General features: G+C 57.5%; 22 protein-coding genes. 13 read left to right on the top strand and 9 right to left on the bottom strand.

Going from position 1 to position 22,370, the window contains the following annotated elements; translation table 11 throughout:
• Positions 1-9: 9 nt before the first annotated feature.
• Positions 10-1,623, bottom strand: coding sequence for a citramalate synthase (gene cimA / locus AC4FIA_RS06065; protein WP_490365101.1), 1,614 nt, complete (start codon positions 1,621-1,623; stop codon positions 10-12).
• Positions 1,623-3,011, bottom strand: coding sequence for a cysteine--tRNA ligase (gene cysS, locus AC4FIA_RS06060; protein WP_490365100.1), 1,389 nt, complete (start codon positions 3,009-3,011; stop codon positions 1,623-1,625). Before cysS ends, cimA begins: the two co-directional genes overlap by 1 nt.
• Before the next feature lie 235 nt (positions 3,012-3,246).
• Here cysS and AC4FIA_RS06055 point away from each other — a divergent pair, with 235 nt between their 5' ends.
• The 3 genes from AC4FIA_RS06055 to AC4FIA_RS06045 are packed head-to-tail and all read left to right on the top strand — an operon-like array spanning position 3,247 to position 5,568.
• Positions 3,247-4,413: a pyridoxal phosphate-dependent aminotransferase gene (locus AC4FIA_RS06055; RefSeq protein WP_490365222.1), complete on the top strand. Its 1,167-nt coding sequence runs from the start codon at positions 3,247-3,249 to the stop codon at positions 4,411-4,413.
• Position 4,414: 1 nt separating this feature from the next.
• Positions 4,415-5,227, top strand: coding sequence for an isocitrate lyase/PEP mutase family protein (locus AC4FIA_RS06050; protein WP_490365099.1), 813 nt, complete (start codon positions 4,415-4,417; stop codon positions 5,225-5,227).
• On the top strand, positions 5,224-5,568 hold the full coding sequence (locus tag AC4FIA_RS06045) for a TfoX/Sxy family protein (RefSeq protein WP_473031243.1): 345 nt from the start codon (positions 5,224-5,226) through the stop codon (positions 5,566-5,568). Before AC4FIA_RS06050 ends, AC4FIA_RS06045 begins: the two co-directional genes overlap by 4 nt.
• A gap of 56 nt (positions 5,569-5,624) precedes the next feature.
• Here AC4FIA_RS06045 and ndk read toward each other — a convergent pair whose 3' ends face one another.
• Entirely contained in the window at positions 5,625-6,047 is a 423-nt protein-coding gene (ndk, locus tag AC4FIA_RS06040; protein WP_103909712.1) for a nucleoside-diphosphate kinase, read from the bottom strand.
• 171 nt (positions 6,048-6,218) lie between these two features.
• Here ndk and AC4FIA_RS06035 point away from each other — a divergent pair, with 171 nt between their 5' ends.
• The 3 genes from AC4FIA_RS06035 to AC4FIA_RS06025 are packed head-to-tail and all read left to right on the top strand — an operon-like array spanning position 6,219 to position 9,363.
• A complete protein-coding gene (locus AC4FIA_RS06035) occupies positions 6,219-8,072 on the top strand; it encodes an ABC-F family ATP-binding cassette domain-containing protein (protein ID WP_490365098.1) in 1,854 nt (617 codons plus the stop codon).
• A 30-nt stretch (positions 8,073-8,102) separates the two neighbouring features.
• On the top strand, positions 8,103-8,726 hold the full coding sequence (locus AC4FIA_RS06030) for a MarC family protein (protein ID WP_490365097.1): 624 nt from the start codon (positions 8,103-8,105) through the stop codon (positions 8,724-8,726).
• 55 nt (positions 8,727-8,781) lie between these two features.
• Positions 8,782-9,363 (top strand): retropepsin-like aspartic protease family protein, encoded by a 582-nt coding sequence (locus AC4FIA_RS06025; RefSeq protein ID WP_473031240.1) that lies wholly within the window; start codon positions 8,782-8,784, stop codon positions 9,361-9,363.
• Here the strand turns inward: AC4FIA_RS06025 and AC4FIA_RS06020 are convergent, their stop codons facing one another.
• Both AC4FIA_RS06020 and AC4FIA_RS06015 read right to left on the bottom strand, forming a co-directional pair.
• Complete coding sequence (locus AC4FIA_RS06020; RefSeq protein ID WP_490365096.1) at positions 9,364-9,822, bottom strand: DNA polymerase III subunit chi; 459 nt, start codon at positions 9,820-9,822, stop codon at positions 9,364-9,366.
• Entirely contained in the window at positions 9,822-11,291 is a 1,470-nt protein-coding gene (locus tag AC4FIA_RS06015) for a leucyl aminopeptidase (RefSeq protein WP_490365095.1), read from the bottom strand. The genes AC4FIA_RS06020 and AC4FIA_RS06015 overlap by 1 nt, the downstream gene beginning before the upstream one ends.
• A gap of 132 nt (positions 11,292-11,423) precedes the next feature.
• Between AC4FIA_RS06015 and lptF the strand changes: the two genes are divergently transcribed.
• The 6 genes from lptF to rsmA all read left to right on the top strand — a co-directional run bounded on the left by lptF (position 11,424) and on the right by rsmA (position 18,942).
• A complete protein-coding gene (lptF, locus tag AC4FIA_RS06010) occupies positions 11,424-12,560 on the top strand; it encodes an LPS export ABC transporter permease LptF (RefSeq protein WP_490365094.1) in 1,137 nt (378 codons plus the stop codon).
• Positions 12,557-13,651, top strand: a complete 1,095-nt coding sequence (gene lptG / locus AC4FIA_RS06005) for an LPS export ABC transporter permease LptG (protein ID WP_490365093.1) — start codon at positions 12,557-12,559, stop codon at positions 13,649-13,651. The genes lptF and lptG overlap by 4 nt, the downstream gene beginning before the upstream one ends.
• On the top strand, positions 13,651-15,825 hold the full coding sequence (locus tag AC4FIA_RS06000; protein ID WP_490365092.1) for an LPS-assembly protein LptD: 2,175 nt from the start codon (positions 13,651-13,653) through the stop codon (positions 15,823-15,825). Before lptG ends, AC4FIA_RS06000 begins: the two co-directional genes overlap by 1 nt.
• 98 nt (positions 15,826-15,923) lie before the next feature.
• A complete protein-coding gene (locus AC4FIA_RS05995) occupies positions 15,924-17,090 on the top strand; it encodes a peptidylprolyl isomerase (RefSeq protein ID WP_490365221.1) in 1,167 nt (388 codons plus the stop codon).
• Between the two features lie 2 nt (positions 17,091-17,092).
• Positions 17,093-18,061, top strand: coding sequence for a 4-hydroxythreonine-4-phosphate dehydrogenase PdxA (pdxA, locus tag AC4FIA_RS05990; RefSeq protein ID WP_490365091.1), 969 nt, complete (start codon positions 17,093-17,095; stop codon positions 18,059-18,061).
• Positions 18,062-18,093: 32 nt separating this feature from the next.
• Positions 18,094-18,942 carry a 16S rRNA (adenine(1518)-N(6)/adenine(1519)-N(6))-dimethyltransferase RsmA gene (gene rsmA, locus AC4FIA_RS05985; protein ID WP_490365090.1) on the top strand — a complete coding sequence of 283 codons (849 nt, stop codon included), beginning with the start codon at positions 18,094-18,096 and terminating at the stop codon, positions 18,940-18,942.
• Positions 18,943-18,947: 5 nt separating this feature from the next.
• Here rsmA and AC4FIA_RS05980 read toward each other — a convergent pair whose 3' ends face one another.
• The 3 genes from AC4FIA_RS05980 to prfA all read right to left on the bottom strand — a co-directional run bounded on the left by AC4FIA_RS05980 (position 18,948) and on the right by prfA (position 21,669).
• Entirely contained in the window at positions 18,948-19,568 is a 621-nt protein-coding gene (locus AC4FIA_RS05980; RefSeq protein WP_490365089.1) for a DUF4167 domain-containing protein, read from the bottom strand.
• Between the two features lie 212 nt (positions 19,569-19,780).
• A complete protein-coding gene (gene prmC / locus AC4FIA_RS05975) occupies positions 19,781-20,623 on the bottom strand; it encodes a peptide chain release factor N(5)-glutamine methyltransferase (RefSeq protein ID WP_490365088.1) in 843 nt (280 codons plus the stop codon).
• Positions 20,620-21,669, bottom strand: coding sequence for a peptide chain release factor 1 (gene prfA / locus AC4FIA_RS05970; protein ID WP_490365087.1), 1,050 nt, complete (start codon positions 21,667-21,669; stop codon positions 20,620-20,622). The genes prmC and prfA overlap by 4 nt, the downstream gene beginning before the upstream one ends.
• Before the next feature lie 63 nt (positions 21,670-21,732).
• Here prfA and AC4FIA_RS05965 point away from each other — a divergent pair, with 63 nt between their 5' ends.
• Entirely contained in the window at positions 21,733-22,041 is a 309-nt protein-coding gene (locus AC4FIA_RS05965) for a hypothetical protein (RefSeq protein ID WP_490365086.1), read from the top strand.
• Here the strand turns inward: AC4FIA_RS05965 and AC4FIA_RS05960 are convergent.
• Positions 21,982-22,368, bottom strand: coding sequence for a DUF1499 domain-containing protein (locus AC4FIA_RS05960; protein ID WP_490365085.1), 387 nt, complete (start codon positions 22,366-22,368; stop codon positions 21,982-21,984). The genes AC4FIA_RS05965 and AC4FIA_RS05960 overlap by 60 nt on opposite strands.
• Positions 22,369-22,370: the final 2 nt, after the last annotated feature.

Here is a 22,370-nt window from a genome sequence, read left to right as displayed (position 1 = left end):
CGGGTGCGTTCAGGCGGTGTCGCGCACCAGTTTCCAGCGCACCGCATCAAGCAGCGCCTCGAAACTTGCATCAACTATGTTCGCACTCACGCCAACGGTGGACCAACGGCGCCCCTGCCCGTCTTCGCTGTCGATGATAACACGCGTGACCGCTTCGGTGCCACCCTGGGTGATGCGCACCTTGAAGTCGACCAGACGCATGTCTTCGATCAATTCCTGATACTGCCCAAGGTCTTTGGCCAAGGCTTTGGACAACGCGTTCACAGGACCACGGTCCGATCCGGTTTCATCCATGCTTTCGCTGACCGACAGCTTCTTTTCGCCATCGACTTTCAAAACAACGACCGCTTCGGACAGTGACACCATCTTGTTGTGTTTGTTCTTCCGGCGCTCGACCGTCACACGGTAGCGTTTGACCTCAAAGAAATGCGGCAGTTGACCGATTTCTTCGCGCGCCAGCAATTCGAACGACGCCTGAGCCGTGTCGTAGGAATAGCCCTCGGCCTCGCGGTTTTTGACAACCTCGAGGATACGCGCCAAAGCGGGATCGCCTGCTTCGATCTGAATTCCAGCCTCGGACAGGCGTTTGCGCAAATTGGACTGACCCGCCTGATTGGACATCGGGATCACACGGCGGTTGCCAACAAGCGCCGGTTCGATGTGTTCGTAGGTCGACGGGTTTTTCAGGATCGCACTGGCATGCAGGCCCGCCTTGTGGGCGAAGGCCGAAGAACCGACGTAGGCGAGTTGTTTCTGCGGCACGCGGTTCAGGATTTCGTCCAGCATACGGCTGATGCGCGTCACGCCTTCCAGCGCTTCATCGCTGATGCCTGTTTCCAGCTGACTGCGGTACGGTTCTTTCAGAACCAGCGTCGGGATGATCGACAACAGGTTCGCGTTGCCACAGCGTTCACCAAGCCCGTTCAGAGTTCCCTGAATCTGGCGCACACCCGCATCAACAGCGGCCAAAGAACAGGCCACGGCGGTTTCCGTGTCATTATGGGTGTGAATGCCCAGATGATCGCCTGCAATGCCCGCGGCGATAACCTCGGTCACAATCTGATGCACCTCACTGGGCAACGTGCCTCCGTTGGTGTCGCACAAAACGATCCAACGGGCCCCTGCATCCTGCGCGGCGCGCAGACATTCGAGCGCATAGTCAGGATTGGCTTTGTAGCCATCAAAGAAGTGTTCGGCGTCAAACAACGCCTCGCGGCCCTGCGCGATACAATGGGCAATCGACGCACGGATGTTTTCAACGTTTTCGTCCAGCGTGATGCCAAGCGCTTCGCTTACGTGAAAATCATGGCTTTTGCCCACCAGACACACGCAGGGCGTGCCTGCGTTCAGAACCGCAGCCAGTACGTCGTCATTTTCAGCCGAACGCCCTGCCCGTTTGGTCATACCAAAGGCCGTCATACGCGCCTTGGTGTGGTCGACCTTATCAAAGAACGCACTGTCCGTCGGGTTTGCACCGGGCCAGCCGCCCTCGATGTAGTCGACCCCCAAAGCATCCAGTTCCGCCGTGATCCGCAGTTTATCGGATGTCGAAAACTGTACGCCTTGCGTTTGCTGACCGTCGCGCAGCGTGGTGTCGTAGAGGTACAGGCGTTCTTTGCTCATCAGTCCACATCCACCAGTTTGGCTGCATCAAAGCCCGCGCCTGCGATTAGCTCGACACCAGCCTTGGACATACGTACCTCGACCCCTGCGTCGAGCAGCATGGTTTTCAATGCATCGACATTCGAGAAATCCTTGGTCCGCATCGCTGTTTCACGCGCTTCGGCCAGCTTGTTTTCCCACGCAGACAGATCCGCCGCCGGTGCGATCCAGCCGCCCAATTCGTCGGTCAAAAGCCCGATGAACTGCGCGCCCGCTTTCAGGCCAGCCGCATCACCGTCTGAGGCCAAACGGTGCAGAACGGTTAGCGCGCCAGCGGTGTTCAGATCGTCGGAGACTGCCGCGATCACATCCTGAGGAATCGCGCCTGCCGCCACATCCGCCGTCATCGCACGCCATTTGCGCAATGTACCCTCGGCCTCGGCCCGTTTCTTTTCGGTCCAGTCCATGGGCTTGCGATAGTGCGTGGACAGCATCACAAAGCGGATCACCTCGCCCGGAACGCCCTGTTCCAGCAGATCATGCACGGTAAAGAAGTTGCCCAAAGACTTGGACATCTTCTTGCCCTCGACCTGAAGCATCTCGTTATGCAGCCAGGTTTTCGCAAAATCCGTTCCCGGATTCACACAGCAGCTTTGCGCGATTTCGTTTTCATGGTGCGGGAACATCAGATCGTTGCCGCCTCCGTGAATATCGAATTCAACGCCCAAGAGTGCCTCGGACATGGCCGAGCATTCGATGTGCCACCCTGGACGGCCACGACCCCACGGGCTATCCCAACCAGGCAAATCATCGCTGGACGGTTTCCAAAGGACAAAATCCATCGGGTTCTTTTTGTAAGGCGCAACTTCGACCCGCGCACCGGCGATCATGTCATCGACAGACCGCCCCGAAAGCGCGCCGTATTCCTTGTAGCTATCAACGGAAAACAGCGCATGGCCCTCGGCGGCATAGGCATGGCCCTGTTCAATCAGCTTTTCGATCATCGCAATCATTTCGCCGATATAGGCCGTTGCGCGCGGTTCATGATCAGGGCGCATGGCCCCAAGCGCGTCCATATCTTCGTGATACCATGCGATGGTCTCGTTCGACCGTTCCGCGATCAACTGCTCCAGCGTACCTTCCGCGCCTGCCTCTTTGCGTTTGCGGGCTGTTTCGTTGATGCGGTCATCTACATCGGTGAAGTTGCGCACATAGGTCACGTGATCCGCGCCGTAGATTTCGCGCAGCAGACGGTAGAGTACATCAAACACCAACACCGGACGCGCGTTCCCAAGATGCGCGCGGTCATACACCGTCGGCCCACAGACATACATCCGCACGTTTTCCGGATCGATTGGGGCAAAGACCTCTTTTTCGCGGGTCTTCGAGTTGGTCAGCCTGATCGTCATAGTCTCGGGTCCTTACGGCCTTCTGGTCGCGGCGGGCTTAGCAACTTCGGATCAAAGAGGAAATAGGAGAGCGGCCCGCAAGATAACTTAGCAGGGAATAATACAGCAGCGAATGATTGCCAGTGTGCTCATAGGCGGACGGTAACACCGAGGTGATCATCCGACAAGAAACTTCGACATGGACGCTGTTCGAATTCTGGCGCAGAAAAGCGCGGTGAATTTCAGGGGGCCATGTATGCCGGAATTGTCCAATCGCATTGCAACACTCAACAACGGCGGGACCGACGGCTGGGACGTGTTTTACAAAGCGCGCCGTCGCGTGGCTGCAGGCGAAAAAATCACCGAACTGACGATTGGTGAACCGGACGACAAAACCGACCCAGCAATCCTTGAGGCAATGCACCAATCGGCCATAGGCGGCCACACGGGCTATGCCGCTGTTCCGGGCACGCCAGAATTGCGCGAGGCCGTGGCGAAACGCGTTGATGCACAAAGCGGCGTACCGACGACTGCGGACAACGTTCTAATCACCCCCGGTGCGCAGGCAGCTCTGTTTGCAGCGCATCTATGTGCATGCGATGCGGGCGATACCGCGCTTTATATTGATCCCTATTACGTAACCTACCCCGGGTCGATCCGTGGGGCGGGAGCCAAGCCCCATGCCATCGTGACAGCGCCTGAAAACGGGTTCTGTCCGACAGCCGCACAATTAGCAGAAACACCCAAAGCGTCCTCGCTTTTGATCAACACACCGAACAACCCAACCGGCACGGTCTATGGCGTAGACACATTAGAAGCGATCTGCGGTTTTGTGCGCGACCGCGACATGTGGCTGATTTCCGACGAAGTTTACAGCACGCAGGTCTGGGAAGGCGCGCACATCAGCCCGCGGGCACTGCCCGACATGGCGAACCGAACGCTGCAGATCGGGTCCATGTCGAAAAGCCATGCCATGACAGGCAGTCGCGTGGGCTGGCTTATTGGCCCCGAAGAGGCCATTGCCCATCTGGCCGATCTGGCGATTGTCACAACCTACGGTGTGCCAGGCTACATTCAGGACGCCGCCGTCTTTGCATTGGCCCAAGGCAACGGGCTTGAGGATAAACACGCAAGACCGTTCGAGCGCCGCAAAAATATCGCGATGCGCTTGTTGAACGGTTCGAATGCGATCCATGTGATCCCGCCGATGGGCGCGATGTACATGATGCTGGATATTCGCTCGACGGGCTTGAGCGGTGAAGAGTTTGCCCATCGTTTGCTGGATGAACGCGACATCGCCGTTATGCCGGGCGAAAGCTTTGGTCATGCCGCTGCCGGTCATATTCGTGTGGCGATGACGGTTGACGATCAGACGTTTGAACAGGCAATCTCGACCCTACGAGAATTTGCAGAAAGCCTTTGAAATGACAAAAGATGTCGGCGCGGTATTTCGTGCGCTCCACCAGAAAGGAAACCCCTTTATCCTTGCAAACGCATGGGACGCGGGATCAGCCAAAATGCTGGCCGCATTGGGGGCCGACGCCATCGGAACGTCATCTGCCGCGCACGCATTTACGCTTGGCCGTCCGGATATGGGCAATGTCACACGGGACGAGGCTTTGGCACATGCGCAAGAGCTTATTTCCGCGGTGACCCTACCGGTGTCAGGCGATTTTGAAAACGGCTTTGGCGAAGCGCCCGAGGAATGCGCCGAAACGGTGCGCCTGTCAGCCGAGGTCGGCTTGGCAGGCATCTCGATCGAGGACACCGCTTTGCCCGACACTGGCGTCTACGATTACGATCTTTCCGTCGACCGCATCCGTGCGGCCGCCAGTGCGGCGCGTGCGTTGCCGAATGACTTTATCCTCTGTGCCCGCGCAGACGGCGTGATGAATGGCGTCTATGATCTGTCCGAAGGCATCCGGCGCATTCAGGGTTTTGAAGCCGCAGGCGCGGATTGCGTCTACATCCCCTGCCCGCCTTCGTTTGAAGATTTGAAAACCATCTGTTCCTCGGTCTCGGTTCCCGTGAACGCGTTGGTCGTCGGCCAGATGACCAAGCATAAACGCGATGAGTTCGCCAATGCAGGCGTCGCACGGCTGTCACTTGGATCGGCCATCGCAAGGGCAACGCATAAGGTCATTTTTGATGCGGCCACTGCCATGTTCCAAGACGGCGATTTCTCTGCTCTGGGCAATGTGATTTCCGGCAGCGAAGTCGACAAGCTTCTGACATGAGCAGTCCGGTTTCTTCGATCCGCAATCTTGGTCCTGCCGTTGAACAGGCCTGCACCCGCGCCGGCATCAACAGCGCCGAGGAATTGCGCGATCTTGGGGCGGATGAGGCCTATCGCAGGCTTTTGCAATCTGGCACCAAGCCCCATTTCATCGGCTATTACGTGATGCACATGGCATTGCAGGGGCGGCCATGGAATGATTGTAAAGGTAAAGAAAAGGACGATCTGAGGATCACCTTTGATGCCATCTGCGCTGAATTCAAAGGCAGCAAGGCCAGCCATAAATCTGAGTTTGAAAAGGTGTTGAACGAAATCGGCGTTCTGCCAGCAAACCCAGCCTGAACGAAAAAGGGCTGCCCAAATGGACAGCCCCAATTCGTTCCGAATTGAAACGGTGCTTAGCCGACCAGTTCCAGACCCGAGAAGAAGTACGCGATTTCAACAGCCGCTGTTTCCGGCGCGTCGGAACCGTGAACCGAGTTCTCGCCTACGGATTCCGCGAACTCAGCGCGGATTGTGCCCGGTGCAGCGTCGGCAGGGTTTGTTGCGCCCATAACTTCGCGGTTTTTCGCGATTGCGCCTTCACCTTCCAGAACCTGAACAACAACAGGAGCGGATGCCATGAATTCGCACAGTTCGTCGTAGAAGGGACGCTCAGCGTGTACTTCGTAGAACTTGCCAGCCTGAGCTTTTGTCAGGTGGATGCGTTTCTGTGCAACGATGCGCAGACCAGCTTCTTCGAACTTGGCGTTGATTTTGCCAGTCAGGTTACGCTTGGTTGCGTCGGGTTTGATGATCGAGAATGTGCGTTCAAGCGCCATTGGAAACCTCAATAGTTAGGGACACGTCCGGCCCTACCGGACAATTGCGGCCCCCGTACCATGGCCCACGCGTCTTGAAAACACAGATTTTGCGCGAAAGTCGTCACAACTGCTGTGATCTGGCGAATGATCCGTCTTTCGGTGGCCGAAAGGCTCTGCTAAGCGCGGGTCATGCTACGGATCAAAGACATCTCATATTCGGTCGAAGGCCGCCCTTTGCTGGTCGAAGCTTCTGCCACCATTCCTGCCGGTCACAAGGTCGGCGTCGTCGGCGCCAATGGCACCGGTAAAACCACGCTTTTCCGCCTGATCAGGGGGGAACTGACGCTGGATGGCGGAACCATTGAACTGCCCGAACGCGCCAAAGTGGGCGGCGTCGCGCAAGAGGTGCCTTCGTCCGAGACGTCCTTGATCGATACCGTTCTATCAGCCGATACGGAACGCGCATCACTTATGGCCGAGGCAGAAACCGCCAGTGATCCTGACCGGATCGCAGAGATCCAGACACGGCTCAGCGATATCGACGCATGGTCGGCTGAGGCCCGCGCAAGTGCGATCCTGAAGGGTCTGGGTTTTGACGATGAACAACAGAAAATGCCCTGTTCGGCCTTTTCCGGTGGCTGGCGTATGCGCGTCGCGTTGGCGGGTGTTCTGCTTGCGCAGCCCGATCTACTGCTGCTCGACGAACCGACCAACTATCTGGACCTTGAAGGTGCGCTCTGGCTTGAGGCCTATCTGGCCAAATATCCGCACACCGTTCTGATCATTTCCCACGACCGTGGGCTGCTGAACCGTGCTGTCGGCGGCATTCTGCACCTGTCCGAGAAAAAGCTGACGTTCTGGCAAGGCCCGTACGACCAGTTCGCCCGCCAGCGTGCCGAACGCCACGCCGTTCTGGCCGCTCAGGCGCGCAAACAACAGGCGCGCAAGGACCACCTGCAAAGCTTTGTGGACCGCTTCCGCGCCAAGGCATCCAAGGCCAAACAGGCGCAGGCCCGCCTGAAGATGATCGAAAAGATGGACACAATCGCCCTGCCCGAGGAAGCAGAAAAGCGCGTCTTCACCTTCCCGCAGCCGGATGAGCTTTCGCCGCCGATCATTCATCTGGAAAACGGTGTGACGGGTTATGGCGATACCGTTGTTCTGAAAAATCTGAGCCTGCGGATCGATCAGGACGACCGCATTGCGTTGCTGGGTAAGAACGGCGAAGGGAAATCCACGCTGTCCAAACTGCTGTCTGATCGCCTGCCGCTGATGGCTGGTCGCAAGACAGCGTCGTCAAAGCTGCGCATCGGCTATTTCGCGCAGCATCAGGTTGATGAGTTGTTTATCGACGAAACACCGCTGCAGCACCTGCAACGCGAACGCCCCGAGGTGCATCAATCGAAACTGCGCGCGCAACTGGCCGGTTTCGGCCTTGGCGCGGATCAGGCCGATACCGAGGTCGCGCGCCTGTCCGGCGGGCAAAAGGCACGTCTGTCGCTTCTGCTGGCCACGCTTGATGCGCCGCATATGCTGATCCTCGACGAACCGACCAACCACCTTGATATCGAAAGTCGTGAGGCCTTGGTCGAGGCACTGACCGCATATTCCGGCGCAGTCATTCTGGTCAGCCACGATATGCATTTGCTTAGCCTTGTGGCCGACCGCCTTTGGCTGGTCAAAGACGGCACGGTCAAACCCTATGAGGATGATCTGGAAGCCTACCGCCGGATGCTTTTGTCGCAGGACAAATCGGACAAGGCCGAAAAACCGAAGCCTGCCAAAACGGTAAAACCGAGCCGCGACGCCATTCTTGCCGCTCGTTCGGAAGCCCGCAAATGCGAAGAACGCGTCAAAAAGATCGAAGAAATGCGTGAAAAGCTGGCCGCCAAGCTGGCTGATCCGGAACTTTACGACAGCGCCAAAGCCGGCGAGCTGGAAGTCTGGAATAAAAAATACGCCGAGATCATGGAAGGTCTGGACCGCGCGGAAACGCTCTGGATGACTTCGATTGAAAAACTGGAAGAGTTGGAACAGGGTTAACCTGACCGCGAAAACCAAGAACGAGGCTTCATGGACACCGCCTTTCTGATCAGCGCCTTTGCCACGCTTTTTGTGGTCATTGACCCAATTGGTCTGACGCCGATCTTTATTGCCCTGACCCAAGGCAGCAGCGCCAAACAGCGCCGCGCCATTGCGATCCGCGCCTGTGTGATCGCCTTTGGCATCCTGTGCCTTTTTACCTTTCTGGGCGAACAGGTGCTGGGCTTTATCGGGATTTCGATGCCTGCTTTCCGGATCGCCGGTGGCATTCTGCTGTTCCTGACCGCTTTGGACATGCTGTTCGAACGGCGCACAAAGCGGCGCGAGGACAAGGCCGATCACCCCGAAGACGCACCTGATCCGTCTGTGTTCCCTATCGCCATCCCGCTGATTGCCGGCCCGGGCGCGATTGCGTCGATGATCCTGCTGACAGGTCAGTCGGATTCGCTGCTACACACCTTTGCGGTGCTCGGCGTGATGCTGCTTGTGATATTCATGGTTCTGGCCTTTTTCCTGATCTCGGGCTTTATTGAAAAGGCTTTGGGCCGCGTCGGGATCACCGTTGTGACGCGACTTCTGGGGATGCTTCTGGCCGCTTTGTCGGTTCAGTTCGTTCTGGATGGCCTGCGCGCCTTCGGGCTTGGCACGGGGTAGCCTTACATTTCAGCCCCTGCGTTCCTATTTGGATGACAAGGAATAAGGACTGAACATGAGCGCGGACGACACGGCCAACCTGTTATATTTGTCGCTATTGGGCAGCGTGCTGATCTTCTGGTTTCTGGTTCAGAACCGGCGGTCACTGGGCAAGGTGCTGCAACACGCTGCGATCTGGGCGCTGATCTTTCTGGGCGCGATTGCTGTTGTCGGGTTGTGGGATGATATCCGCCAGACAGTTGCACCACGCCAAGCAGTCTTTGCCGAACAAGGGCGCATTGAAATCCCGCTATCCAGCGACGGGCATTACTACGCCACTTTGAACATTAACGGACAACCCGTGCGCTTTATGATCGACACGGGTGCGACCGGAACCGTGCTTAGCCGCGATGATGCGACCCGTGTCGGGATCAGCCCAGACGATATGGCGTTCTTTTCGACGGCAATCACGGCCAATGGAACGGTGCGAACCGCGCCTGTCGTTCTGGCCAATGTCGACTTCGGGCCGTTTTCCGACCAAGGCGTCAACGCATACGTGAACGATTCTGAAATGCGGGATTCCTTGCTGGGAATGAGCTATCTCAACCGGTTTGATCGCCTTGAAATCAGCAACGGGCGCATGGTGCTTGAACGCTGATCAGCGTTCGGCCTTCTTTTCCCAGACACCGGATTCCTCAGACCAATATTGCGCCGAGCACCCTGCATCCGTCAGCGCCTTCCATTGAACGCGCGCATGCTGAACGGCGGCACCATCAGCCCCATCAAACAGGACGCAGACGCGCTCTAGGGCGTTTACCTCATCCGCGGTGATGTCCGCGCCGTGGACCGTCATCAAACAGGCCGAATTGTTCAGGTTTTTCATCCCGCAGGTCAGCAAAACAGGCTGATCGGCTGCGGTTTCCGATGTGTCCAAACCATGGGGAAGAAACCCCTCTTCGGGATGTTTCCACAGGCTGTCGTCCAACCGCGCGATGCCTTCCAGCGATGCCCCGCGCACAGTCACGCGCCACCCGGCGCCCAATGCCTTGCCCAAAAGAATGGGCAAGGTGTGTTCCAGCGGATTGCGCGTCAGATGATAGAAATAGGCCGCGCCCATCAGTCCTGCTCGTAATGGTCCGCGACCAAACGGTTCAGCGCCATGACACCCCAACCAGTTGCGCCTTTGCCTGACAGCAGACGCTCAGATGGTACGTGGGCCACGCCCGCGATGTCGATGTGGATCCACGGCGTTTCATCTTTGACGAAGCGTTTCAAGAATTCCGCCGCCGTGATCGTGCCTGCAGGGCGACCGCCTGAGTTCTTAACATCTGCCAAAGGCGTCTTGATCAGCTCGGCATAGCCGTTGCCCAAAGGCAGACGCCATGTGCCCTCGCCCTCTGCCGCAGCGGATTTTTCGTAGGATTTGGCGAACTCTTCATCATTGGCGAAATAAGCCGCGTTGTCGTGCCCTAGCGCGATGATGCAAGCGCCTGTCAGCGTCGCCAGATCAATCATGCCTGCAGGTTTGAAGGTTTCCTGCGCGTACCAGAGCACATCGGCAAGAACCAAACGCCCCTCTGCATCCGTGTTCACGATCTCGATCGTGTCACCCTTCATGGACTTCACGATATCGCCCGGACGCGTCGCCTTACCGTCCGGCATATTTTCAACGATGCCGACCAGACCGACGACATTGGCCTTGGCTTTGCGCAAAGCCAGCGTCTTCATAACACCGGCCACAACGCCCGCGCCGCCCATGTCCATGGTCATGGTTTCCATGCCGGCCGAAGGCTTGATCGAGATGCCACCCGTGTCAAAGACAACACCTTTACCGACCAACGCCAATGGCGCTTCGTCCCCGCCGCCATTCCATTCCATGACAACCAGTTTGGCCGGGCTTTCGGACCCGATGCTGACCGACAGGAACGATCCCATGCCCAGCTTTTCCATGTCGGCCTCTTCCAACACGGTCACCTTGACGCCCAAAGACTTGAGCGCCACCAGACGATTGGCAAATTCGGTGGTGGTCAAAACGTTGGCCGGTTCATTGACCAAATCACGTGTAAAGGTCACGCCTTGCGCAATCGCCAGTGCTGTTTCGGCTTTCGGCGCGACCTCATCGGGTTTCGAACAGTAGATGACAGCCGCCGCCAGCGGATCGGCCTTTTCCGATTTGTGATCGGTGAATTTGTACCCTTTCAGAGCAACACCCAAAGCGACGTCTTCGATCCGCGCTGTAGATTCGGCCAAGACAGCAACAGGGCTGCCGCCTGCCAATTTCGCGATAGTCGCCCCTGCCTTGCGGGCTTCTTCCTGCGCGGGCCGGCGCGGCAGTTTGATCACCATAAGGGTTTCAGCGGCCATCCCCGTCGGAAAGCCCAGCGAAATGGCATCACCAACCGACAGTTTTTCAAAACGATCAGACCCGACCACACGTGCAATCGCCCCCTTTGTCAGCCGGTTCAGACGCCGCGCGCCGGGGCTCATTTTGCCATCTGCTGGAATGAAGACAGATACAAAGCCTTCGGTTTCAGCCAACAGATCAAGATCAACTTCGGCAAAAGAAATATCGCGCAGTTCGGTCATGGAACTCTCCCGGTTCGAATTGTTTCGAACAGAGGTAAGGCGCTTCACCGCCGATGACCAGACCGACCTTTTACCTTCTCACGCAATCAGCTAGGGTCGCGCAACAAAACACCGTGGTCTTGGGGGGGTCACTTGGCAAGATTCGACAGATACGTGCTGTCGCGCTTTGTAATGCTGTTCGGCTTTTTCGCGCTGGTGCTTGTCTCAGTGTACTGGCTGAACCGTGCCGTGATCCTGTTCGACCGCCTTATTGCGGACGGTCATTCAGCGGCGGTGGTTCTAGAATTTACCGCCCTTAGCCTGCCGAACGTGGTGAAACTCGTCCTGCCAATTGCTGCATTCGCAGGCACGGTATACGTGACCAACCGCCTAAGCGCGGAATCGGAACTGACCGTCGTTCAAGCCACAGGGTTTTCACCGTGGCGTTTGGCGCGCCCTGCCCTGTATTTCGGGCTTCTTGTTGCGGTGATCATGTCTGTTCTGACGCATTTTCTGGTGCCACAAAGCCTTGGACAATTGCGCCAGCGCGAGGTTGAGCTGTCGCGTTCCATCAGCGCTAAACTGGTGCGCGAGGGCGTGTTTTTGCACCCCGCCTCTGGCGTGACATTCTTCATTCGCGAAATCACCGACGATGGCGAACTGCGTGACGTTTTGCTGGACGACCGCCGGACGGAGGACCGGACCGTCACCTACACGGCGCAGTCCGCCTACCTGCTGCGGGTCGAAGAAAGCGTACGACTGGTCATGGTGAATGGTTTGGCGCAAACGCTGAACAAGGAAACAAACCGTCTGTCTACGACGCAGTTTGACGACGTGACCTATGACATCACCGCGATGGTCTCGGGCCGTGTCGGACGTGTGGAGCGTCTTTATTCGACATCGACTTGGCGCTTGCTATTCGACAAGGATGCCGTCGCTGAAGAAACCAAGTCAACCTTGGGCGAAGTTGGCGAAGAATTGCATATGCGGTTCCAGCAACCCCTATTGGGTCTGGTCGCGGCGATGATCGGGTTTTCGTCCCTGATGATCGGCGGCTATTCACGGTTCGGCGTTGGCAAGCAGATCGTTTTTGCCATTTTCCTTTTGGTGGTCGTGAAACTGGTCGAAGGATCAATCGTCACGCCAATCCGCAGTGACGAAACGCTTTGGCCCTTGATTTACCTTCCCAGTCTGGTGGGGTTTGGCATGGTCGCGGCCCTTCTTCATAGTGCCAGCAAACCCTTCCGGCCTGCCCGTCGTCGTAAGGACCATGACGAGGTGCCAGCATGACCCTGCATCTCTATTTTGCCAAACGGTTTCTTTTCGTCTTTCTGGGCATTCTGACAGTCTTTTTCCTGTTCCTTGCCCTATTGGATCTGATCGAACAGCTACGGCGGTTTGAGGGCGATGCAGCTTTTGGATCGGTTCTACAACTGACACTGCTGAACATCCCGTCTTCGATATATGAAATGATGCCACTGATCGTGATCCTTTCCTCTATCGGCGTGTTCCTAACATTGGCGCGCAGTTCGGAACTGGTTGTGGCGCGGGCAGCCGGGCGGTCCGGCCTGCTCTGCATCGCAGGCCCTGCTGTGGTGGCGCTGTTGATCGGATTTGTGTCCGTCGCCGCGTTCAATCCGATCGTTGCCGCGACAAGCAAGCAATACAGCGAACTTTCCGAGAAGCTGGAAAATGGCGGACGCAATGTTCTTTCGATTGGGGCCGAGGGTCTTTGGCTGCGCCAAGGCGACGATGAAGGACAAACCGTTATTCACGCCGCACGCAGTAGCCCGTTGGCCACGACCCTGTTTGATGTCAGCTTTCTTGCCTATGACAACGAAAACGGTCCCTTCCGCCGTATCACCGCGCGTTCTGCGAAACTTCAGGACGGTGTCTGGCAAATGTTTGGCGTGAAAATCTGGGATCTGGGTTTGGGCGGAAACCCAGAGGCCAATGCCACCAACTACATCTCTTATGAATTGCCATCGACGCTTACCGCTGAAGGCATTCGTGACCGGTTTGGCAAACCATCTTCGGTGTCGATCTGGAACATGCCCAGCTTTATCGCGGGGCTTGAAACTGCTGGTTTTTCGGCCATCCGTTATGCTGTCTGGCTGAATATGGAACTGTCCCGTCCGGTCTTTCTTCTGTCCCTCGTTCTTGTTGGGGCGGCGTTCACAATGCGGCACACGCGGTTGGGGAACACAGGCATTTCCGTTCTGACTGCGGTTTTGGTCGGATTTGGTCTTTACTACATTCGGAACTTCGCCCAAATCCTAGGTGAGAACGGCCAGATCAACATGATCCTGGCGGCATGGATACCCCCCATTGCATCATCGTTTCTTGCATTGGGGATCATCCTACACCGAGAGGATGGCTGATGCGGGCCTGGTTACCAGTTGTTGTTTTGCTTGGCCTGATGTCGCCGGTTTTCGCGCAAACAACGAATACATCCAGCATCGAAGAGCCCGTACCGCCCGCCTTGCTTCTGGCCGATCGGGTTTTTGTGGAAGACGGCAGCCGCCTGATTGCCGAGGGCAACGTCGAAGCGCTGTACGAAGACACACGCCTGAACGCGGACCGTATCATATATGACCAGACCGCCGGTACACTGCTGATCGAGGGTCAGGTTCGGATCACAGACCCCAACGGCAACATTTTTCTGGCCGACAGTGCCGAAGTTGATGCCGAGTTGAAAAACGGTCTGCTGCGCGGAGCACATGTTGTACTGGACGAACAGTTGCAGCTTGCTTCGCTTGAGGCACGTCGTGTCGACGGGCGCTATACGCAGATGTCCAAGGTGGCCGTGACGTCCTGTCAGGTCTGCGGGCGCGATCAGGTTCCTCTTTGGCAAATTCGCGCGCGTCGTGTGATCCACGATGAAGTTGAAAAACAAATTTACTTCGATGAAGCGACCTTTCACATCCACAAAATTCCGGTGTTTTACGCCCCTCGCCTGCGCATTCCCGATCCAAGTCTGAAACGTGCGCGGGGCTTTCTGACACCGTCGATCCGGTCCTCCAGCCTTTTGGGCGTGGGGATCAAGCTGCCTTACTTTGTGCCGCTGGGCGATCATCAGGACCTGACGTTCACACCCTATCTGTCGCCCAATACCCGCACGCTGGAAACGCGCTATCGCCGCGCATTCCGGTATGGCGACATCGAAATAAACTCCGCCATCAGTCAGGATGACCTGACGTCTGACAACTGGCGTGGATATGTGTTTGGCACTGGCCTGTTTCGTCTGCCGCAGGACTTCAAGCTGAAGTTCGACTTCCAAACGGCCAGCGACGATTCCTATCTGGACACCTACGGCTATTCCGGCTCTGACCGGCTAAAGTCCTCAATCGAAGTCAGCCGCACGCGTTTGGACGAATATTTCAGTGCAGGCGTCATTCGCTATGAATCCCTGCGCGTGTCCGAAGACGATGATACCCAGCCTGCCCTGATTTTCGACGTCGAATACGAAAAACGGCTGCATCCCAAGGCTTTGGGTGGGGAAATCCGTCTCGGGTTCAACGCGCACCACCACTATCGGACCTCTACTCTGGATGTTGATGGCAGTGACGATGATACATTGGTTGACGGTCGAGACATGACGCGCATCTCGACCGAGATGTCATGGCACCGTCGCTGGACACTGGCCGGAGGTTTTCGCGCCGGAGTGTCCACCTATCTTTGGGCCGACCGCTATATGGTCGCCGAAGACGCAACGTCGCTCTCCGACGCGCAGCAGATCACACCTGCCGCCGCGGTCGAGCTGCGCTGGCCTTGGCGGAAAACAGGTGCTGACGGTGCGCGCTATCTGATTGAACCGGTGGCGCAGGCTGCCTGGGTCGGTGGCGAAAACCTGAATGTGGCCATCGACGAATCCACACGGGTCGAATTCGACGAAGGCAACTTGCTGGCCCTGTCGCGCTTCCCTGCGCAAGATCGCCGCGAACGTGGGCGCATCACAGCCATTGGCGTTCGCTGGTTGCGCGACACATCGGTTGGTTGGTCGGCAGGCCTGACCATGGGCAAGATTTTCCGCGAAGACGAAGATGATGTGTTCTCACGCTCCTCAGGCCTTGCGGGCACATCTTCCGATTTGCTTGTGTCGGGCTTTGTCCGCCATTCCGACGGTTTGATGTTCGGCGCACGCGGCCTGATCAACGAAGACGGTTCGGGCCTAAACAAGGCGGAATTGCGCGGCACGTGGGAAAGTGATCGCATTGACCTGTCTGCATCTTATATCCTCTTGGTCGAAGACGCGCTGGAAGAGCGTGACGCGGCGCAATCGGAATGGAGTTTTGACGGCGAATACCAGTTCAATCCCAGTTGGGCTGGCAGCAGCTACATGCGTTATGATGTTGCCGACGATCGTCTGGCCAAGGCAGGTTTAGGCCTGACTTACAGCACAGAATGCGTCGGTGTGAATTTTTCGGTCTCGCGCCGGTTTGCCTCTTCCGCTAACGTTGAGCCATCTACAGATTTCGGGCTCACCGTTTCGCTAAAAGGATTTAGTACAGGCGGCAGCGCCAAGGAGTATCGTCGAACATGTTCGAGCTTTTGAACCGCAAGAAAAACCACCGCAAAGCAAGCACCGCGATTGCAGTACCAAACCGCGGACGCGCCTTGTTGACAGCGGGATTGGTGACCGGTTTGTGTCTGATGGCCGCCGGCGCATTCGCGCAGCAAGGGCTGTTTTCGCCGGTCATCAAGGTCAACGAACAGGCGATCACCGGCTTTGAATTGCAGCAACGCGCGCGCATGCTGCAGGTTCTGAATGCCCCCGGCGACATCAACACACTGGCGCGTGAACAGCTGATCGACGACCGTCTGCGCCTGCAGGCCGCGTCTGCCGCCGGTTTTGCACCGTCAGAGGAAGAAATTCTGGCTGCAATGGAGGAATTCGCTGGTCGCGCGAATCTGACCCGTGAAGAGTTCACCAAAGCGCTGGCTGGTGCTGGTGTTGATGTCACCACGTTCCGCGATTTCGTGCGAGCAGGCGTCGCTTGGCGCAACTATGTGCAGGCACGGTTTGGCGGTGAATCGAACGTGTCGGAAGCGGAAATTTCCCGCGCGCTTTCCAGCTCGGCGAACGGATCGAACGTGCGCGTGCTGATCTCGGAACTGATCATGCCCGCACCGCCGCAGCAGGCCGAGGCCGTGCGCGCCCGTGCCGAACAGATTTCTCAGTACACGTCTGAGGGCGAGTTTTCTGCGGCGGCCCGCAAATATTCCGCGACAGCCAGCCGTGGCGCCGGTGGCCGCCTTCCGTGGCGCGAATTGACAGAACTGCCGCCTGCCCTGCGCCCCATCCTGTTGGGTCTTGCACCGGGCGAAGTGTCTGATCCGCTGCCTATCCCGAACGGCATCGCGCTATTCCAGCTGCGCGCTATCGAGGAAACAGGCTATACCGCACCGGAAGTGGCCGCTGTCGAATACGCCGCCTACTACATCCCCGGCGGTCGGACAGCCGAAACGCTGGCCAAAGCACGTGTAGTAGCGTCCAAAGTCGACCGTTGTGACGACCTCTATGGCATCGCTAAAGGCCAACCGGCTGAAGTTCTGGATCGTCAGAGCCTGCCGCCCTCGGAACTGCCCACCGATGTTGCGTTTGAATTGTCCAAGCTTGATCCCGGTGAGATTTCCACGGCGCTGACACGGTCGAACGGTCAGACGCTGATGGTTCTTATGCTGTGTGGCCGGACCAATGCGATTGCCGAAGACGCGGATCGTGAAACGCTGGCGCTTGGCCTGCGTAACCGTCGTCTGGGTTCCTTGGCTGATGGCTACCTCGCGCAGCTGCGTGCCGACGCCTATATCACAGAGTGACCTTGCCCAAGCCTATTGCCCTGACCTGCGGCGAACCTGCTGGCATCGGCCCTGAACTGGCCGTTGCCGCGTGGCGTCTGCTGGGCGGGCACATTCCCTTTGCCTATCTTGGCGCGCCCGAGCATCTGCCGGAAGATACGCCTGTTCAGATCATCAGTGACCTGTCCGAGGTGCCTGACGCTGTCACGCAAGGTGTGCCAGTATTGCCCATCGCATTCGACGGGCCAAGGGTCGCGGGCAAGGCGCAGCCGCAACAGGCACAAGGAGTCATCGACGCCATCGAGACCGCTGTGCGCCTAGTTCAGTCCGGCGACGCATCGGCCATCTGTACGCTGCCTATTCACAAGCAGGCCCTGCAGGAAGGTGCCGGTTTTGCCTACCCCGGCCATACCGAGTTTCTGTCCGCCTTGGCCGGCGGCGCCGATGTTGTGATGATGCTGGCGTCCGAGCAATTGCGCGTGGTTCCTGTGACCATCCACATCCCGATCAAGGACGTTCCCGACGCACTGACAGCAGACCTGTTGGAAACGCGTATCCGGATCACATACCGCGCGTTGAAAGATCAGTTCGGCATTGCCGATCCGCGACTTGCCGTGGCCGGTCTGAACCCGCATGCGGGCGAAGGCGGACGCATGGGGCGCGAGGATCTGGATATGATCCTGCCTGTGATCCAGAAACTGGAAGACGAAGGCATGGCCATCGCTGGTCCGATGTCAGCAGATACGATGTTCCACGCCGAGGCACGTCGCCATTATGACGCTGCGATCTGCATGTATCACGATCAGGCGCTGATCCCGATCAAGACGCTGGATTTTGACAAAGGCGTCAATGTCACGCTTGGCCTGCCATTCATCCGGACGTCGCCCGATCACGGAACTGCCTTTGATATTGCGGGCAAAGGGTTGGCTAATCCGTCTTCGACTATTGAGGCGCTGAAGATGGCGTGGCACATGGCAGGTGGATCGTTCTGATCCATTCCGCGCGCATCAGGTAGGACAGACACATGGCTGGTATCGACAATCTTCCCCCGTTACGGGACGTGATCGCGACACATGGGCTGTCTGCGCGCAAATCTTTGGGCCAGAACTTTCTGTTGGACCTGAATCTGACCGCAAAAATCGCGCGTCAGGCAGGTGATCTGACCGAAACCGATGTGCTTGAAATTGGCCCGGGCCCCGGTGGTCTGACCCGTGGTCTTTTGGCCGAAGGCGCACGCAAGGTGCTGGCGATTGAAAAAGACCATCGTTGCCTGCCCGCCTTGGCTGAAATCGCAGCGGCCTATCCCGGTCGGCTGGAAGTGATCGAAGGTGATGCGCTCGAAATCAATCCGCTGGAACACCTGACGCCCCCAATCCGCATTGCGGCCAACCTGCCCTACAACGTGGGGACTGAACTGTTGGTGCGCTGGCTGACGCCGAAAGAATGGCCGCCGTTCTGGTCCAGCATGACGCTGATGTTCCAACGCGAGGTCGCCGAGCGCATCGTCGCAACGCCCGGATCAAAGGCCTATGGCCGTTTGGCTGTGCTGTCCCAGTGGCGCAGCGATGCGCGGATCGCGATCAGCCTGCCACCCGGTGCCTTCACACCGCCACCCAAGGTGTCGTCTGCTGTCGTCCATCTAACAGCCCTACCCGCGCCGCGGTACGAGGCCGATGCCAAGACATTAGAGTACGTCGTGGCGAAAGCATTCAACCAGCGCCGCAAGATGCTGCGTGCTGCGTTGAAAGGTGTTCATCCGGATATCGAGGATTTGCTGACCAGTGCAGGTATTTCGCCGACAGAGCGCGCCGAACAGGTGTCACTGGAGCAGTTTTGTGCTTTGGCCCGCGCATTGAAAGACGCACGGGCCTAGATCACTTAATCGGCCGCGTCTGCAACAGGTGCATCGGACGCGTCTGTCTCTTTCGGCTCGGGCTTTTTCCGCGGCTTGCGCTTGGCCTTCGGCTTGGGCTCAGGCTCGGCCTCAGCGGCGCTTTCAGGCGTATCCACCAGATTGGAATCGTCGTCGTCGCTCAGATCCAGAACGTCTTGTTCAATCGCAGGTTTGTTGCGGTTGTTCCGACGGTTGTTCTGGCGCGGAGCGTTTTCTTTGCCCTGATCGGTTGACGGCTGCTCATCGGACTGAGGCTGCGCATCATCTGAGGACTGGTTGTTGTCCCCACGTTCACGATCACGCTGTGCCTGACGTTCGCGGTTCTCACGCTCTTGCTGTTCGCGGCGCTGCTCTTGTTCGCGCTGCGCTTCGGACAGAAGGCGCATGTAATGTTCAGCGTGCTGCTGGAAGTTTTCAGTGGCAACACGGTCGTTGGCCAACTGAGCGTCCCGCGCCAGCTGATTGTATTTATCGATGATCTGCTGCGGTGTCCCGCGAACCTTACCGTCCGGACCGGACGAGTCGAATACTCGGTTAACTACATTGCCCACCGAAGAACGATTGCGGTTCGACTTCGACCGCGAGCGTGATTTGGAAGATCGCATCTTTGTGCTTCAGTCCTGTTTTGACTGTTATCGTGTCCCCGTTCGCAGGCGTAAAAAGCGCCTTATCGGATCACACCACTTGTCTGGCTTGCTGTCAGGCGGGACAAAAAGCGTTCGTCCAACGACCTAACAGGTACTGAGTAAACATGTCAGGCACGTTTTAACAAGCAAAAAACATGGTTTTAGAGCGTCTTTTAGCAATAAGTCGCACACTAACCGACCCAGACGCCCTGAACGACACGGTCGCGACCATCAAGATCGCAGGTGATCTGGACATTGTTAAAGCCGACCTTGCGCATCATTTCGGATACAGCCTGCCCTTGTGTTGGCCCGATCTCGACAATCAGGCGTCCGCCTTCCAACAAATGATGCGGCGCGCCAGCTGTGATGACGCGGTAGGCGCTCAGACCGTCCGAGCCATCGGTCAGGGCCATGCGCGGTTCGTGATCGCGGACTTCGGGTTCAAGGCCGAACATTTCGCTAAGCGCAATGTAGGGCGGATTGGAGACGATCAGATCAAAATACTGCTCATCTGGCCCCAAAGCCTCATACCAGGATCCGGCACGCAGCGTGCTACGCGGTTCCAATCCCAAGGCATTGCTGTTCCAATAGGCGACATTCAGTGCCTCGGGGCTTAAATCTGCGCCAACACCTTCGGCCGCTTCATTTTCCAAAAGCAACGTCAGTAGGATACAGCCAGAACCTGTGCCCAAATCAAGTACACGGCCGAATGGTGCGGCCAGTGCCGTTTCGATCAGCGTTTCGGTTTCAGGACGCGGATCGAGTACATCTTTTGAAACGATAAAATCACGGCCATAGAACATACGGCGCCCCGTCAGATGTGACACCGGCACGCGTTCGGTACGGCGTTCGATCAGAACACGATAGACAACGGTCAGCTCAGGATCGACATCCTCGGGCAGAAATAGCGTAAGACGCCCCATCGGAACTTTCAGGACATGGGCCAAAAGCCGTCTGGCATCGCGCCCTGCATCGGGAATGCCCGCATCGACCAGCTTTCTGGTCGCTTCCGCCAGAATTTCAGAACCGGTCATGTTCCCAAATCCGCCAGCAACGTTGCCTGTGCGTCTGCGGTCAGCGCGTCGATGATTTCATCGAGATCGCCCTGCATGATCTGATCCAGCTTATAAAGCGTCAGGTTGATCCGGTGGTCCGTCATACGACCTTGCGGGAAGTTGTAGGTCCGGATGCGTTCGCTCCGGTCCCCGCTTCCCACCTGCGCCTTACGGTCAGCGGAACGTTCGGAATCAGCCTGCTGGCGCTGCAAATCAAACAGGCGCGTCCGCAGAACCTGCATCGCGATTTCGCGGTTCCGGTGCTGGGATTTCTCGGAACTGGTGACCACGATGCCCGTCGGCAGGTGCGTGATGCGCACGGCCGAGTCCGTGGTGTTCACATGCTGCCCGCCCGCGCCGGACGACCGCATTGTATCGATCCGGATATCATTGGCTTCAATCTTGATATCAACGTCTTCCGCCTCTGGCAGAACGGCAACCGTCGCGGCAGAGGTATGAATGCGCCCACCGGATTCCGTTGCCGGAACACGCTGCACGCGGTGCACGCCGGATTCAAACTTCAGACGGGCGAAAACCGCATCGCCTGTGACCCGCGCGATCACTTCTTTGACGCCGCCCAGTTCCGTCATCTGTTCTTCGATCATCTCGAACGTCCAGCCGCGGCTTTCGGAATACCGCTGATACATGCGCAGCAAATCCGCCGCGAACAGCGCGGCTTCGTCGCCCCCTGTACCAGGACGGATTTCCAGAATGGCTGGGCGCGCATCGGCCTTGTCCTTGGGAAGAAGTGCGATCTTCAGCTTGTGCTCTGCCTCAGGGCGTGCGGCCTGCAATTCGCGCAATTCCTCTTGCGCCAGATCCTTCATTTCCGGATCGGCCAGCATTTGTTGTGCTTCGGCAATACCTTCTTCCAGCGCTTGCCAGTCGCGGATTTGATCAACGACAGGCTTCAGCTCGGCATACTCGCGACCAAGGGCGGCGATATCGCCTGCCCCAGAGGACATGCTGGCTTCGACAAATTCGAAGCGTTGCAGGATTTGGATCAGTCTATCTTCAGGAACCATAGGATGTTCTGTTCATGACCGTGTGGTTTTGGTCAAGGGCTGTTCGTGTGCTAGGATCAAAGAATGTTACGCGCTGGCATCATCCTGATAACGTGCCTTTGCACGGTGCCGCTGATCCCGGTTGCGGCGGATGTTGTCACACCCAATGGCACGACCATCCCGTGTTACTGCACAGACAGCACCGGCGGGCGCGTAGAACTAGGTGACAAGATTTGCCTGCATGTCGATGGGCGGAGCTTTACGGCGCAATGTCAGATGTCGCTGAACGTGCCCATGTGGCGGGAACTGCACGAAGGATGCGTATCGTCGCGCCTACTGCCCGAGCGTCGCAAGCCATCCATCGACACGCGCCTTATTGACCCCAAGGTCTGAGCGCCCGAACCGAAGGCGTGCGTACAGCTCGATATCCCCGTCCACCAGTTGAACAGTGGTGTAATCTGGAAAGCCCATCCACTTGGACCGCGTGATATAGGTCACGCGGCCTTCTTCGACAGAACCAGCAAGCTTATCGGTACGAGGCGATGAAAGGATGATGCGTTCAAGACGCGCCATCAGCTCTTCGTCGCCCTCAAAACGACGGCGCACGCCATCACGAAGATCCTGATCCGACAGAACCTGTGGATCAGTGTTCCAGATAGCAGGATCGGACGGCGCAAGCCGGATATAAGCCAAGCCGCCAATGACGACTGCGATTATCACCC

The organism is Thalassococcus sp., assembly GCF_982780845.1.
This window is presented reverse-complemented; position numbering and strand designations above follow the sequence as displayed.

Bases quoted from the DNA above. Each gene is read 5' to 3' on its own strand.
- AC4FIA_RS05980 (WP_490365089.1), bottom strand. From the start codon at position 19,568: ATGCGATCTTCCAAATCACGCTCGCGGTCGAAGTCGAACCGCAATCGT.
- lptG (WP_490365093.1), top strand. From the start codon at position 12,557: ATGACCCTGCATCTCTATTTTGCCAAACGGTTTCTTTTCGTCTTTCTG.
- AC4FIA_RS06015 (WP_490365095.1), bottom strand. From the start codon at position 11,291: ATGACCGAACTGCGCGATATTTCTTTTGCCGAAGTTGATCTTGATCTG.
- prmC (WP_490365088.1), bottom strand. From the start codon at position 20,623: ATGACCGGTTCTGAAATTCTGGCGGAAGCGACCAGAAAGCTGGTCGAT.
- AC4FIA_RS06055 (WP_490365222.1), top strand. From the start codon at position 3,247: ATGCCGGAATTGTCCAATCGCATTGCAACACTCAACAACGGCGGGACC.
- AC4FIA_RS06000 (WP_490365092.1), top strand. From the start codon at position 13,651: ATGCGGGCCTGGTTACCAGTTGTTGTTTTGCTTGGCCTGATGTCGCCG.
- AC4FIA_RS06045 (WP_473031243.1), top strand. From the start codon at position 5,224: ATGAGCAGTCCGGTTTCTTCGATCCGCAATCTTGGTCCTGCCGTTGAA.
- AC4FIA_RS06020 (WP_490365096.1), bottom strand. From the start codon at position 9,822: ATGGGCGCGGCCTATTTCTATCATCTGACGCGCAATCCGCTGGAACAC.
- prfA (WP_490365087.1), bottom strand. From the start codon at position 21,669: ATGGTTCCTGAAGATAGACTGATCCAAATCCTGCAACGCTTCGAATTT.
- cimA (WP_490365101.1), bottom strand. From the start codon at position 1,623: ATGAGCAAAGAACGCCTGTACCTCTACGACACCACGCTGCGCGACGGT.
- AC4FIA_RS06050 (WP_490365099.1), top strand. From the start codon at position 4,415: ATGACAAAAGATGTCGGCGCGGTATTTCGTGCGCTCCACCAGAAAGGA.
- rsmA (WP_490365090.1), top strand. From the start codon at position 18,094: ATGGCTGGTATCGACAATCTTCCCCCGTTACGGGACGTGATCGCGACA.
- AC4FIA_RS06035 (WP_490365098.1), top strand. From the start codon at position 6,219: ATGCTACGGATCAAAGACATCTCATATTCGGTCGAAGGCCGCCCTTTG.
- AC4FIA_RS06025 (WP_473031240.1), top strand. From the start codon at position 8,782: ATGAGCGCGGACGACACGGCCAACCTGTTATATTTGTCGCTATTGGGC.
- AC4FIA_RS06030 (WP_490365097.1), top strand. From the start codon at position 8,103: ATGGACACCGCCTTTCTGATCAGCGCCTTTGCCACGCTTTTTGTGGTC.
- ndk (WP_103909712.1), bottom strand. From the start codon at position 6,047: ATGGCGCTTGAACGCACATTCTCGATCATCAAACCCGACGCAACCAAG.
- cysS (WP_490365100.1), bottom strand. From the start codon at position 3,011: ATGACGATCAGGCTGACCAACTCGAAGACCCGCGAAAAAGAGGTCTTT.
- AC4FIA_RS05995 (WP_490365221.1), top strand. From the start codon at position 15,924: ATGGCCGCCGGCGCATTCGCGCAGCAAGGGCTGTTTTCGCCGGTCATC.
- AC4FIA_RS05965 (WP_490365086.1), top strand. From the start codon at position 21,733: ATGTTACGCGCTGGCATCATCCTGATAACGTGCCTTTGCACGGTGCCG.